The sequence below is a fragment of the Aquimarina callyspongiae genome (genome assembly GCF_034322225.1).
GTDB lineage: Bacteria > Bacteroidota > Bacteroidia > Flavobacteriales > Flavobacteriaceae > Aquimarina.
On record NZ_JAXLPA010000002.1, the window covers coordinates 304,433 to 319,387 of the forward strand.

Annotated in this window: 11 protein-coding genes; 4 read left to right on the forward strand and 7 right to left on the reverse strand. The window is 31.8% G+C overall.

The genetic code is table 11. The features are described from left to right. The first annotated feature begins 77 nt into the window (after nucleotides 1–77). Both U0D62_RS08430 and U0D62_RS08435 read left to right on the forward strand, forming a co-directional pair. A complete protein-coding gene (locus tag U0D62_RS08430; RefSeq protein WP_322286826.1) occupies nucleotides 78–1,970 on the forward strand; it encodes a M61 family metallopeptidase in 1,893 nt (630 codons plus the stop codon). A gap of 189 nt (nucleotides 1,971–2,159) precedes the next feature. Next, nucleotides 2,160–3,011, forward strand: coding sequence for a hypothetical protein (locus tag U0D62_RS08435; protein ID WP_322286827.1), 852 nt, complete (start codon nucleotides 2,160–2,162; stop codon nucleotides 3,009–3,011). Between the two features lie 5 nt (nucleotides 3,012–3,016). Here U0D62_RS08435 and U0D62_RS08440 read toward each other — a convergent pair whose 3' ends face one another. From U0D62_RS08440 to U0D62_RS08450, 3 genes are all read right to left on the reverse strand, one after another. Beyond that, nucleotides 3,017–3,922 carry an SPL family radical SAM protein gene (locus tag U0D62_RS08440; RefSeq protein WP_322286828.1) on the reverse strand — a complete coding sequence of 302 codons (906 nt, stop codon included), beginning with the start codon at nucleotides 3,920–3,922 and terminating at the stop codon, nucleotides 3,017–3,019. A gap of 277 nt (nucleotides 3,923–4,199) precedes the next feature. Further along, nucleotides 4,200–6,458: a glycoside hydrolase family 31 protein gene (locus tag U0D62_RS08445; RefSeq protein WP_322286829.1), complete on the reverse strand. Its 2,259-nt coding sequence runs from the start codon at nucleotides 6,456–6,458 to the stop codon at nucleotides 4,200–4,202. 322 nt (nucleotides 6,459–6,780) lie between these two features. Then, nucleotides 6,781–7,512 (reverse strand): carboxypeptidase-like regulatory domain-containing protein, encoded by a 732-nt coding sequence (locus U0D62_RS08450; RefSeq protein WP_322286830.1) that lies wholly within the window; start codon nucleotides 7,510–7,512, stop codon nucleotides 6,781–6,783. 340 nt (nucleotides 7,513–7,852) lie between these two features. Between U0D62_RS08450 and U0D62_RS08455 the strand changes: the two genes are divergently transcribed. Both U0D62_RS08455 and U0D62_RS08460 read left to right on the forward strand, forming a co-directional pair. Beyond that, nucleotides 7,853–9,712 (forward strand): DNA topoisomerase IV subunit B, encoded by a 1,860-nt coding sequence (locus tag U0D62_RS08455; RefSeq protein ID WP_322286831.1) that lies wholly within the window; start codon nucleotides 7,853–7,855, stop codon nucleotides 9,710–9,712. A gap of 26 nt (nucleotides 9,713–9,738) precedes the next feature. Further along, nucleotides 9,739–12,423, forward strand: a complete 2,685-nt coding sequence (locus tag U0D62_RS08460) for a DNA gyrase/topoisomerase IV subunit A (RefSeq protein ID WP_322286832.1) — start codon at nucleotides 9,739–9,741, stop codon at nucleotides 12,421–12,423. Nucleotides 12,424–12,481: 58 nt separating this feature from the next. Here U0D62_RS08460 and U0D62_RS08465 read toward each other — a convergent pair whose 3' ends face one another. The 4 genes from U0D62_RS08465 to U0D62_RS08480 all read right to left on the reverse strand — a co-directional run bounded on the left by U0D62_RS08465 (nucleotide 12,482) and on the right by U0D62_RS08480 (nucleotide 14,873). After that, on the reverse strand, nucleotides 12,482–13,060 hold the full coding sequence (locus tag U0D62_RS08465) for a PhnA domain-containing protein (RefSeq protein WP_322286833.1): 579 nt from the start codon (nucleotides 13,058–13,060) through the stop codon (nucleotides 12,482–12,484). A gap of 100 nt (nucleotides 13,061–13,160) precedes the next feature. After that, nucleotides 13,161–13,604, reverse strand: a complete 444-nt coding sequence (locus U0D62_RS08470) for an SRPBCC family protein (protein WP_322286834.1) — start codon at nucleotides 13,602–13,604, stop codon at nucleotides 13,161–13,163. 47 nt (nucleotides 13,605–13,651) lie between these two features. Beyond that, the gene (locus U0D62_RS08475) at nucleotides 13,652–14,203 is read right to left on the reverse strand and encodes a hypothetical protein (RefSeq protein ID WP_322286835.1); all 552 of its coding nucleotides are present in this window, start codon (nucleotides 14,201–14,203) and stop codon (nucleotides 13,652–13,654) included. A 247-nt stretch (nucleotides 14,204–14,450) separates the two neighbouring features. Next, the gene (locus U0D62_RS08480) at nucleotides 14,451–14,873 is read right to left on the reverse strand and encodes a GNAT family N-acetyltransferase (RefSeq protein ID WP_322287603.1); all 423 of its coding nucleotides are present in this window, start codon (nucleotides 14,871–14,873) and stop codon (nucleotides 14,451–14,453) included. Between the last annotated feature and the right edge of the window lie 82 nt (nucleotides 14,874–14,955).

Consider the following 14,955-nt stretch of genomic DNA (forward strand, 5'->3'; position numbering starts at 1 on the left):
ATATAATTTGCAATGCTAAAATTGTAACACGTTTGTACTTTTTGCGTCTAGCATAAGTATATATTTAATATTAAAACATGAAAAATACATTAGCCACACTTCCGATCGCTATCGGAGCTATTAGTCTTTTGTTGGTAGGATGTGGATCTACAAAACAATCAAATGATATTGCAACCAATGTGCCGATTGCAACCTCTATAGATTTATCTCAAATTATAGATGATAAGGCTCCTGTACTTATTAATCCAGGTCGTTTTACTCAGGATACTGTAAAGTATCGTCTACCTAAGGTAGTACAAGGAACTTATTCAGTAAGTGATTTTGGAAAATATGTTGATGATTTTAAAGCATTGGATTATGAAGGAAATGAGCTTAAAGCTGAAAAGACCGATAATAATACTTGGGTAATTGTTAATGCAAAGCAACTAGATAAAATAGCATATAATATTAATGATACTTTTGATGTAGAGAGAGCTAACAATGGAGAACCTTTTTCTCCTTCTGGAACCAATATAGAACCTGATAATTTTGTATTGAATCTTCATGGATTTATAGGATATTTTGACATTTTAAAAAATAACCAATACGCATTGGAAATAAAATCTCCTGCATCAATGAAAAGAACTTCTGCATTGCAGAAAGTAGGAGAGGAAAAAAGTAAAGATGGAGCTACAGTAACAGAAAAGTATTTTGCAACAAGGTATTTTGAGATTACTGATAACCCAATGATGTATGGTAATCTAGATGTTGAAGAATTTGAAGTAGAAGACATTAAAATTGTTTTAAGTGTGTATTCACCAAATAATACTCATACTGCTGCAAGCATTAAAGAGACTGTCTTTAAGATGATGAAGGCTCAAAAGACATATTTAGGAGATATAAATAGTACACCGCGATATGATATATACCTATATTTAGCTTCTGGAGCAGAAGATGCACCTGGTGGTTTTGGAGCGCTTGAACACCATACGTCTACTGTAGTAGTATTACCAGAACAAATGCCTAAAGAAGCATTAGCAGAAGCAATGATCGATGTAGTTTCTCACGAATTTTTTCATATTGTTACTCCGCTGAGTGTTCATTCTGAAGATGTTCACTATTTTGATTATGATGCTCCTACATTCTCTAAACATTTATGGATGTATGAAGGAGTTACAGAATATTTTGCCAGTGTTTTCCAGATTGATCAGGATTTAGTAACTGAAGAAGAGTTTTATACTAAAATGATGGGTAAAATTCAATCTGCTGCCGGATATGATGATACGATGAGTTTTACCGTAATGAGTGAAAATATTCTTGAAGAGCCTTATGCAACGAATTATGTTAATGTATATCAAAAAGGAGCTTTGATAGGTATGTGTATTGATATTTTGATGAGAGAAGAGAGTAATGGACAAAGAGGAATTTTATCATTGATGAAAGAATTATCCTTAAAATATGGTAAAAATAAACCTTTTGAAGATGATAAAATTATAGAAGAAATTACAGCAATGACGTATCCTTCTATAGGAGATTTTCTAAAGAAACATGTAGAAGGAACTACTCCTATTAACTATCAGGAATTTTTTAATAAGGTAGGGCTGGAAATTAAAAAAGAAAGAGTAGAAACAAATTATATTCAAAATGCCGGTACTCTTATCGTAGCAGGAAGTCAGGAAAATGGAACATTATTTTTTACAGATCTTGTGGCAGATAATAGCTTCTGGGCAGATAATGGAGCAAAACCTAATGATGTAATTTCTGAAATTAATGGTACTAAAGTAACGCTTGCAAACGCTAATAGCGTGTTAACAGCTTCTTTTCAATGGCAGGTAGGAGATGATCTAGAAGTAAAATTAACTAGAGGAGGAGAAGAAGTAGTAATAAATACTAAAATTGCTAAATCATATACCCAAGGAAAAGCATTGAAACCAGTAGATAATGCTACTCAAAAGCAAACCGATCTTAAAAAAGCCTGGCTTAAAGGATAAATAGAAAAAGATATAGAACAAAAAAGACCCAATATGGGTCTTTTTTTATGATCTGTTTTTAAAGATAAAATTAACTGAAACTTTAAGAAGGATTAAAACTGAGTTTTATATTATTATAAAATTAGATTGTAAGAAATCACTTATTAATATTTTCTTATATTTGAGTAAGAATCAATATATTAGATGTTTATGGTGAGAAAATACTTTTTAATTGGTCTTTTTCTAATTTCTTTACAAATAGTTGCACAGCAGAAAACAGTAGAAGTTGGTAATGCAGTTTCTAACTATGTAAAGTTAGTAGATGTCCAAAATGCTGGATCGTGGACAGAAATATCTTTAGAATTACTCCCTACAAGTACAGTAAATGGAACGTTGCATGCTCCCACAGGAAAATCTCCTTTTATACTAAGTGATCAAAGAGGTAATCGTTATGCTTTAAAGACTCAAATGGGATGGGAAGGCCCTGATACAGGAGGTTATGGTACAATTCAATTACCAGCTAATCAAAAAAAGTATGTAAAACTATTTTTTAATAAACTTGACAATCTTGATGAAATTTATTCTTTAACAGAGCTTAATTGTAAAGGAGATGGATGTTGGAATTTTTATGATATTAAATTAAAAGATAAAGTCGTAGAAAAAGAAAAACCTGTAGTTCAGGCAACATATATTAAAACCTGGGTTGATTTTCATGTAAAGAACGATGCTGGAGAGTTGGGGATGAATATTCACGCAAAATTTACAATACATAATTTAAAAGACGGCGAATGCTTTTTATTAGTAAGGTTTATGAATGATAAAGATGAATTTTTAAAAACAGAAAAATTAAAATATGCCAATAAATCTGGACAGATCTCCCTATATAGAAAATTAACACCTATATATAATCAAGCTACATTTAATGATGCTAAAGTATTTATACCATATTCAGAATTTAACTTAAAGGGAGAACACAATCTAAAATATGACCTTGACATAATTTATGAAAATGGTGAATTGATCAAACACCTTCATATTCAAAAATTTAAATATAGCAGATAATTAAATCAGTGTTGTTCTAGAGCTTTTAAGATGCTATTGTTTATTTTGTAAAAAGAGCATAACTCGTTCATTTTATTATAAAAAGCTTCTTTATAATACTTCGGCATTTCATAGCCAATATTAAAATACTTTATATATCGAGATTCTAATTCAGGATAGTGTTTTTTGATCGCTTTAAGCATTAATGTCTTGCCGTCTGCAGCTGAACCTTGACCAAAAAGAGTTAGCGTTGCAGGAAGTAGGTATTTGACATTACTGGATTTAAAAGTAGAAAATAACAGTTTAAGATGTTCTGTTGTATCCGAAATAAAAGGGAGTAATGGCATCAAGCTTACTCCTGTAAAAAAATCTTCTTTTAAACATAAATTAAGAGTGTTGAGTCTTTGAGAAGGTGGTGTGGCTCCAGGTTCAAAAATCTTAGCAACAGAATCACTTAATGTTGAAAAGGAGAAAGAAATAATAGCCCCTCTTCTTAAATGTTTTAAATCATTAGGCAAAATTGCGGTTTTATCAATTTGATGTAATAGATCAAAATCTCTTTTTATAAGTTCTGATTTTGTAATGATATGAACCGGAAACTTGTGTTTTAAAATTACTTTAAGAGCTTCTCGAGTTAGTTGATACTCTTTTTCAATCTGCAAATAAGGATCTGTAGCCGAGGAAAGTACTATGATTCCGTATTGGTTTTTTTTTGCCCTATTGTATAATTGACGATCTAATATTTCAATAGCATTTATTTTTACCGAGAGACTTTTTTCCAGATTAGTTCCATATTTACTACCTCTTATATAACAGTAAAGACAATTAAAGGAACAACTGCTATATAAGTTAACAGTATAATCATCCAGAAACCAGCTATCACGCTTTTTTGTTTTGTTTAAAACTGATTTGACTTCTATTTCTCTGGGCATACTTACTTCTTTCTAATCCAATATTAATTTTGTTTCTAAATCAATTTATAACAAGATCAGTATCTTGGATTTTACTTTGATAATGATCAATACTCTCGGGATGAAATTTGGCAGTGGTTTTTTACTGCATCCTATTCCTAGTCTAATATCTTTATCATTGTTATTAGCTTTCGGTAGCAGAATGCTAAAAGTATCATTTACATAGTTTTTAGCTCCCTTTTTTTTGCACAATGTATACCTGGTTGAAATTATACTTAAATCTTCAAAATATCAGTAACTATTCAAAAGCAGTAATTACAACAGTAATCTTTGATCTTATATCTTTTTCAGATACCTGAACTTTATTAATATTTTCTTTTTGATCGTAATCGAATTTTACTTTTTTACCATTAACCGTAACCAAAGATGCTTTTTTGGTTGCAGGTAATTCAATTTGATATGATCGTTTTTTTAACTGACCTTTATATACTCCCTGTGTTGGATGAATGACAATAGTATGGCTATTTGATTGTCGATTATAACTTAATTTGGTTATTGCCTTTTTACCATGTATATAATCATCACTTATACCATCATCTTCATATAATTCAAATGACGAGGATTGTCCATTAATACCGGGGTAGCATTTTACTATTAAATGATCAAGTTGACTACTCGTCATACGAGGAGTATATGGTTGCATGGGGATTGGGATACCTCCTTTTGCAAACAAAGGAAATTCATAAATATCTGATTTAGTGATAATCGTTTGATCTCCTACGTATTTTTTATTATCAAAAAAATTGTACCAGATTCCTTTTGGTAGCCATACCTTTTTTTCTGCTATTTTATTTTTTCCTAAACCAGGAGCTGTAATTGGGGCAGATAAAAAAGCATCACCCCAAAAATATTGCCCTTCTTGTTTATATGCTTCTTCATTATTCGGAAACTCTAAATACATTCCTCTTAATACAGGAAGTGTTTCATTGTGTGCTTGCCATGTTGTAGAATATATATAAGGCATCAATTCTGAACGCATATGATAAATAATACGCATACTTTTCTCTGCAGTTTCACCCCACAACCAGGGTCTTCTGTCCAAATTGGCATCATATACAGAATGAATACGTAAAGAGGTGTTTGTTAACCCAAATTGAGTCCATCTAGCATAAAGCTCCCAGGCTTTTTCTTTTGGTTCACCAAAGAACCCACCAATATCGTGTGCCCAAAAGAAACAGGCAGAATTACCGCTGGTTACCGTAAATGGTATTTGATATTCAAGAGATTCCCAACTTCCGTTATAATCACCAGAGAACTGTATGGGGTAACGGTGACTTCCAAATCCAGCCCAACGACTATAGTGCATTCCTCTTTTATTATTTTTTTGAGAATGTAGATAATATAGGTGGTTTAACCATTCTAAATGGGTTAACCCATGAATACCTCTTACAAAAGGATATAAATAATCTTGTTGCCAATCTAACCACCAAAAATCAACACCGATATCCTCGTTTGGTTTTAGGGCATACTTAAAAAAAGCATTCATATAAGTCTTATCGCCTGCATCAAAAATAGGAGTAGGGTCTTTTGGTGTTTTTCCCAAACTATTCATAAAAGCTTTATAAGTTGTTTCATGAGTACGTATACCATCATGAGGATGATCATTTAGTGATACATAAATATTATCATCTTTAAACTCTTTTATAAGTTGATCGGGGTTGGGAAATAATTTTTTATTCCAGGAATACCCTGTCCAACCTCTATTTCCTGCATGACCAGTTCCTTCGGTAGTATTTTTTTGTGTATGCCAACCCATATCAAATACCATAACATCCAAAGGGAAATCGTGTTGCTTATATTCTTTTAATATTTGACGGTATTCATCAGCTGAATAATCCCACCATCTACAATACCAGGTGCCAAGTGCATATTTACGAGGAAGTGGTACTTTACCACTGATTGCTGTTAAGGCCTTTAATGCTTTTTTGAAATCTTTGTCATAGGCAAAAAAATAACGATCCATAACGCTTTCTTTTGAGCGGTTTTCGATCCAACCATTTTTCAATACAGGTTTAAAATCATCATTTATAATAAACCACCCATCATGACTTAGTAGTCCATTATCAAGATCTACAGGGCCGTTTTTTCCGTCTAATGTTTGAATAGTACCTCCAAGATTTTGTTCTTTATTATTTGTTTGATAGATCATAAACCTCTTTTCCTCTTTTCCTTTCTTATAGAATATTCTAAAATTAGTTTGCCCAAAAGGAAAGCCATCATTATAATACTCTACCCTCATTTGTGAAGTTGAGATATGAGTCCAACCATTATCTTTAACGATTACCTTGAAATCATTAGAGCGTATATCGCGGTTTGCCGCAAAAAGCGTTGGTTCATCAATAAATTCGCCATTTAAAGCGTATTCAAGGCGTACAAGTTCTGGAGTGATAACAGTGAATCTGGCATTTCCTAAAACAATGGGGTTATCCTGACTAAAACTAATACTATTATTAAAAATGGATACTATAGTGAAAATTATAAGTATGTGTTTTTTCATGTTTTGGATTTAAGTATAATCAATGGTGATTTCAAATGTACTAATTTACTGCAGAGGTCTCTAATTTTTATTTTTTACAGAAAATTCAATAAATGATATTGTGTTATAATAGTTAGTGAAAGCCAGATTACTCTATAAACAATTCCCGATTTTCTGATCTGAATAAGGTTTTAAAATAGAGGAAACCACAAATTATCGTGTAGAGGTTAAAGGTTATATAAAAAATCAAACGTTTTAAAAACATGATAAGTTAAGTTAGACTTAACAAGTAACTTTTTAAATAATCTTTTTAATACTACTACTTGATCTTCTATATAAAATACTATGGAAGTATAATAGAAACAGCGTCTACCGTATTTGGATTTACATTAGGAAATACAGATCTTCCCAAATTAGGATCTTCATACATATTACTATAAAAATTATCACCATAAACCCTAAACCATACCGTACTACCAGATTCAAACCCTAAACTAGTAAAGAAAGCTACCGAAAAAGTTAGTGAAGCAGGATTAGCCGTAGTACCAATTACTGGAGAAAAACTTGTGTAGTTAGTACTACTTACATCATCACTGGTATGATAGAAAACCCTCATTCTTTTTACTAAAAGATTCTCTGTGTCAGAACGACGAACCGTAAGTATGATAAAATTACCATTAAGAACTACACTTGTTTCTGTTATAAGGCTGTTAGAGATTTGTCCCAGTTTCAATTCATTAGGGATTAATGTAAAATCACCTCTGTTTTCATGGTCAATTTCAAAAACCTTATGAGTGCCAAAACCTTCTTTCTCAAATCTTAAGGTGTAGATGCCAAAAGGTACATTTTCTAATAAATAATTACCGTCGATATCAGTAAGGGTAGTTATTGGTGGTGTAGTTTCTTCTATAGTAACTATCATTCCAGAATTAATAACTTCAGTCATTTCATCATCAAATAAGCTAATATTTCCGATAATATCTGAAGTCGGTATAGCGATCGAATTATCATCATTATTGCAACCGATTATTACTATTGCAACAAAAAATAAAATAAAAATTTGTGCTGTTTTCATAATAAATGTGTTTTAAATTATACGTTAAGTAACTAGTTATTTTGAGTGACTAAGAATAGCCAGCAATAGCTGTTTTTATATAATTCTGGAGATTAGAAGGGTTATTGATGTAAAAATATGATGTGAAAACCTGAAAATAAATGCGGTTTTTACTTGTTTTTTGATGTTTTTACGGTTTTTGCTTTTGAAGATGACAATTATGAGGCTTAAAAGAATTTATTAATTACTGTGTACCAATAATCAACAAAATACGTTTAGGATTTGTTAATTACTTTGTTGTAGGTGTGTTTTAATTTTGTTAGTGAAACATTATATTAGCAGGCATTCTACCCAAAATTTTATGAGCAAGGAAACCAAATATACCGAAGATAATATACGATCCCTCGATTGGAAAGAGCATATCCGTATGCGTCCAGGGATGTATATTGGTAAGTTAGGCGATGGATCTTCTGCAGATGACGGAATCTATATTTTATTAAAAGAAGTACTCGACAATTCAATAGATGAATATGTAATGGGTGCAGGAAAGACAATCGAAATCTCTATTCAAGGCGATAAAGTTATTGTTAGAGATTATGGGCGAGGAATTCCTTTAGGGAAAGTAGTAGACGTGGTCTCTAAAATGAATACTGGAGGTAAATATGATTCAAGAGCCTTTAAAAAATCGGTTGGTTTAAATGGAGTTGGTACCAAGGCAGTAAATGCACTATCTACCTATTTTAGGGTAGAATCTACACGAGATGGACAATCAGCTTCTGCAGAGTTTGAAAAAGGAAATCTGACGAATCAAGATACTCTTGAAGAAACATCAAGAAGACGTGGTACCAAAGTATCGTTTGTACCTGATAATACAATTTTTAAGCACTACAAATATCGAGCAGAATATGTAGCTAAAATGCTTAAGAACTATGTGTATCTTAATCCAGGATTAACCATTATCTTTAATGGAGAAAAATATTTTTCAGAGAATGGATTAAAAGATTTACTTTCTGATAATATTAAAGAAGATGATCGGTTATATGATATTATTCATCTTAAAGGTGATGACATAGAGATTGCTATTACGCATAGTAAAACACAATATAGTGAAGAGTACCATTCATTTGTAAATGGACAACATACTACACAAGGAGGAACACATCAGGCTGCTTTTAGAGAAGCAATTGTAAAAACAGTACGAGAATATTATGGCAAAAATTATGAAGCTAGTGATATTCGTAAATCTATTGTTTCTGCTATAAGTATAAAAGTGATGGAACCGGTTTTTGAAAGTCAAACAAAAACCAAATTAGGATCCACAGATATGGGTGGTAATTTGCCCACTGTAAGAACATATATTAATGATTTTGTGAAAACAAAACTTGATAATTTCTTACATAAAAATCCAAATACAGCAGAGAATTTACAACGAAAAATACTGCAAGCTGAGCGCGAGCGAAAAGATCTATCGGGAATTAGAAAATTGGCCAAAGAAAGAGCAAAAAAAGCCAGTTTACATAATAAAAAACTAAGAGATTGCCGTGTTCATCTTACGGATAGTAAAAAAGAACGCAATCTAGAAAGTACGTTATTTATTACCGAGGGAGATTCTGCAAGTGGATCTATTACAAAATCTAGAGATGTGAATACACAAGCCGTTTTTAGCTTACGAGGGAAACCTCTAAATAGCTATAATATGAGTAAGAAAATTGTGTATGAAAATGAAGAGTTTAACCTCTTACAAGCTGCTTTAAATATTGAAGAATCCTTAGAAGATTTGCGATATAACAATATTGTAATCGCTACAGATGCCGATGTAGATGGAATGCATATTAGATTATTATTAATCACTTTCTTTTTACAATTCTTTCCTGAGGTAATTAAAGAAGGACATTTATATATTCTACAAACACCTCTATTTAGAGTCAGAAATAAAAAAGAAACAATTTATTGTTACTCTGAGCAGGAAAGAAGAGATGCTATTCAAAAATTATCAGGAAAGCCTGAGATTACTCGATTTAAGGGATTAGGGGAGATCTCACCAGATGAATTTGTGCATTTTATTGGAGATGATATACGGCTGGATCCGGTAATGTTAGATAAAGAAAAATCTATTGAAGAACTATTGTCATTTTATATGGGAAAAAACACACCGCAACGACAAGAGTTTATTATAGATAATCTAAAAGTAGAACTAGACACGTTAGAGGAAGAATTATAATTATTACAAGCCCCGTACATTAATATATGGATTTGGAAAACGAAAACGAAGAACTAAATCACGATTCAATACCAGAAGATCACCAACCACAAGAGGTGATTACCAAGGTTACTGGTATGTATAAAGATTGGTTTTTGGATTATGCCTCATATGTAATCCTGGAACGTGCTGTGCCAGCAATCGAAGATGGGTTAAAACCTGTACAACGAAGAATCCTTCATTCTATGAAAGATCTGGATGATGGACGATACAATAAAGTAGCTAATATTGTTGGACATACAATGCAATATCACCCACATGGAGATGCTAGTATTTCTGATGCAATGGTTCAGATTGGTCAAAAAGAATTACTAATCGACATGCAAGGAAACTGGGGTAATATCCTTACCGGGGATAGAGCTGCAGCTTCTCGTTATATAGAAGCTCGTTTGTCAAAGTTTGCGCTGGATGTAGTATATAACCCAAAAGTAACCGATTGGCAGCTGTCTTATGATGGAAGAAAGAAAGAGCCTATTAATTTACCAGTAAAGTTTCCTTTATTATTAGCACAGGGAGCAGAAGGAATAGCAGTAGGGCTTAGTACAAAGATTCTACCGCATAATTTTATAGAGCTAATAGAGGCTTCTATTAAGCATTTGCAAGGTAAACGCTTTACAATACTTCCGGATTTTCCTACCGCTGGGATTGCAGATTTTACAAATTATAATGATGGTAATCGTGGAGGAAAAGCCAGAGTGCGTGCACAAATTTCGCAGCTAGATAAAAATACATTGATAATTAATGAAATACCGTTCTCTACAACGACTACTTCATTAATAGATTCTATCCTTAAAGCTAATGACAAAGGAAAGATCAAAATCAAAAAAATTGAAGATAATACAGCGGCAGAGGTTGAAATACTAGTACATCTACCTTCAGGGATTTCACCAGATAAAACAATTGATGCCTTATATGCTTTTACGAATTGTGAAGTATCTATTTCTCCTTTAGGATGTGTGATCGAAGATAATAAACCCAATTTTATTGGTGTTTCAGAAATGCTAAGACGTTCTACAGATAATACTGTAGAATTGCTAAAATCAGAACTTGAGATTCAGTTAGGAGAACTTCAAGAACAATGGCATTTTGCTTCTCTTGAACGAATTTTTATTGAAAACAGAATCTATCGTGAGATAGAAGAAGAAGAAACCTGGGAAGGTGTTATTAAAGCAATAGATGCTGGATTACAACCTCATATTAAACATTTAAAAAGAGCTGTTACCGAAGAAGATATAGTTCGTCTTACAGAAATCCGAATCAAACGTATTTCTAAATTTGATATTGACAAAGCTCAACAAAAAATAGAAGCTCTTGAAGAAGAAATAGCGCAGGTAAAACATAACTTAGAACATCTTATCGAGTTTGCTATTGATTACTTTAAAAGACTAAAAACAACATACGGTAAAGGAAAAGAACGTAAGACAGAGATTAAAATATTTGATGATATAGAAGCTACCAAAGTAGTAATTCGTAACACAAAGTTGTATGTTAATAGAGAAGAAGGATTTATAGGAACATCTTTACGTAGAGATGAGTATGTAACAGATTGTTCTGATATAGATGATATTATTTGCTTCACAGCAGAAGGTAAAATGATGATTACCAAAGTCGGTACAAAGACCTTTATTGGGAAAAATATTATTCATGTTGCCATTTTTAAGAAAAAAGATAAACGTACTATTTATAATATGATTTATCAGGATGGTAGAGGAGGAGCGTCTTATGTAAAGCGATTTGCTGTCACAGGAGTAACAAGAGATAAAGAGTATGATCTTTCACAAGGAAAAAAATCATCAAAAATGACTTATTTTTCTGCAAACCCTAATGGAGAAGCAGAAGTAGTGACAATAATATTGAGACAAGCTGGTAGTATTAAAAAGTTAAAATTTGATCTTGATTTTGCTGATCTTCTAATTAAAGGGAGAGGAGTAAAAGGAAATATTGTTACGAAGTATAATATAAAGAAAATAGAGCTTAAAGAGCAAGGAGTTTCTACCTTAAAACCTCGTAAAATATGGTTTGATGATGCTGTACAGCGTTTAAATGTAGATGGTAGAGGAGAGCTTTTAGGAGAGTTTAGAGGAGAAGATAGGTTGCTGATAATTAACCAGAAAGGGTTTGTAAAAACAATTATCCCTGAGATTACAGTACATTTTGATTCTGATATGGTAGTATTGGAAAAATGGAACCCTAAAAAACCAATTTCTGCAATTTATTGGGATGGAGAAAAAGAACGTTATTACGTGAAACGATTCCTTATTGAAAATGCAGAAAGAGAAGAGAATTTTATTTCTGAAAGCCCTAAGTCTTTTCTTGAAGTAGTATCTACCGATTTTAGACCTGTAGCTGAAATTGTATTTACAAAGCTTAGAGGCAAAGATCAACGACCTAATGAAGAAATAAATTTTGAAGATTTTATATCTATTAAAGGAATTAAAGCTTTAGGAAATCAGTTAACTACTCATAAGGTGAGACAAATCAATTTGTTAGATTCATTGCCGTATGAGGAACCTGAACCAATTCCTACAGAGGATATAGAAGTTATAGAAGAAGAAAATGTATCCGTAGAATCATCAAATTCCGCAGAAGATACGACTTCAAAACCTCCAAGTATTTCTGATGACACAGATAAAGATTCTGGCGAAGGAGGAGAACAAGCTAGTTTATTTTAGAAAAAAAGAAGAGTGATTTGAAAAAGTCACTCTTCTTTTTTATACAATGTAAGTATCGTTACGATTTTTTTACAAATTTTGTTAGAATTACGATATGTTGTCCACTTACACGTCCTTCAATATGTTCTGGATTATCGTGAACCAATGAAATATTTCGCACTGCCGTTCCACGCTTAGCGGTAAAATTAGCTCCTTTAACATCAAGATCCTTAATTAAAACTACAGAATCTCCTGCTTGCAATATAACTCCATTTACATCAACGTGTTTTACGGTATCTTCAGAATCTTCACCTTCACCAGTTGCTTTTGCCCATTCTAATGCTTCCTCATCAAGATATAGCATATCTAATAAATCTTGAGGCCATCCTTCTGCACGTAATCGCGTAAGCATACGCCAAGCTAATACTTGTACACCAGGTACCTGACTCCACATACTATCATTAAGACATCGCCAATGATTAGGATTCATTTTTTCAGGGTCCTCCATCTGTTCAATACAAGTAGAGCAGGCTAGCACACTAGAATCCAAACCAACATTAGGAGATTTAGGAACCTTATATACGCTAAGATTATCTGTACTACCACATAATTCACAAATTGATCCACTACGTACTTGTAATTCCTTTTGGGTGCTCATATAATATCTATAATTTATATTTTAAACTGTTTTCGCAAAAATGCGTTAAAAATTATAATTATGATAGTGATATAAAGCTTATTTACCCTATAAAGATCACTTAGGCTGACTTTTCGGCAAAAGCCTTAAACTGATCCAACCATTTTTGAGTATATTTTTTATAAATTCCGGGAGATAAGAAGGCCATTAATCTAGGCATGAAACTTTTAAATTTGAAATAATCAATATGATAATCTAGCCTGGTTTTATTTGAAGAAAGGGAGATAAAAGAGCATTTAATAGAGTTTTCCATATGTTTATGTTCATACGTCCCGCTAAACTCTTCTGGCAAGTTTTTAACTGTGATTGTTTCTATGAGCTCCATCTCTCGTTTTCCATGCTTATATTTTAAGAGCGATTTTGCTCCCGGTTCGCCTGGAGTTCCGCTCAAATGCTCAAAACTTATAAAACCATCTTGCCATTCTTTTAAATTATCTGGATTGTCAAATAATTCGATAACTCTATCAATTGGTACGTTGATTTCTACATTACAAATGAACTTCATGTGATTAGTTTTTAATTGTACAATTGTTATTATAGATGAGTATAGATTTATGTCAATATATAAAGAATCATATGATATAAATACCATAAGATTAATAATGACCATCCAATAAAAACACTAGAATATATTAAAGATAAACTTCTTCCGTGACTTATCGGTTTATTTGATAACCAATTATCTTTATAAGGCTTTTTTCTTCCTTTAAAAATACCTGTATGTATATTAAGTATATCTTCTAGCTTTCTACCACGGCTAATTAAATCATTATATAATCGATCATTTCTTTTGTCATATATTCTAATTGCATAGGTTATTCTTATCCCAAGAATACCAATTATGAGTCCAATTATAATATTTTGAATATTATCTGGAGAAAGTCTTCCTGTTATTTCTATCCATGCAATAATAGAGATAGCAGGAACTAAGCCTAATAATTTAAAACGAATATCGGCTAAATGCCTGTAATTAGAATTAATCTCTGCGTACATTTCTTTTATGATATCAGAATCATTTTTAGTGTTTTTATATTTTTCATTGAATAAGGGTAGGTCACTAGTCTTATAATGTCTGTTTTTCGACTTTTCATGAGATTCCTCCATAGCAGTTTGTTTAGATTACTTTTATAGGACGGCGTCAGAATAGGAGAAATATCTGATTCTGATACTCAGTTAGTTAAATATACAAATTTTAAGACGTTATAAGATAATATTGTTTCGAAATAAACATTTGAATCTCTTCCTATTTCAATTATATGAATAAAACAGAAACAGGAAAGTTTGATGGGATTTTATTATAGTTTTTGTTATACTATATGTTCAATAAGGTCATAGAATTCATAATTATAAATCATTGAAATAACAAAAGCACTTCTTCTTTATAGGTATTATTGCACCATTCATATTTTGATACTACTTTATCTGGTATAGCTTGATTATTTTTAGAAATCTGAAAACCTAATTTGATGTAAAATGATTCTAGATGTTTAAAAGGCAAACACCATATATTTACACCTGGATTGGCTTTACTTAATAAATGATTTACAATTTTACCAGCAACGCCTAATCCTCTATGAGAATCAAAAACATAAATACCACCAAGTTCTATATTGTTGTTGTCAATTTTTGTTAATCTACCCAATCCACAAGGAATAGTATCAATTTCTGCAATAAAATTGTAGTCGTTTGTAAGATTAGAGGGAGTAAAATCTACTTCTTTGTACTTATTGTTGATCCAATCAATTTCTGAAGGATTTGCTTTTCGAATTATTATGTTTTTTGATCAGGCATAACTATCGGTTATCTTACTACAATCAAATGTAATGAGTTATTTAAAAATCATCGATTATAAACAC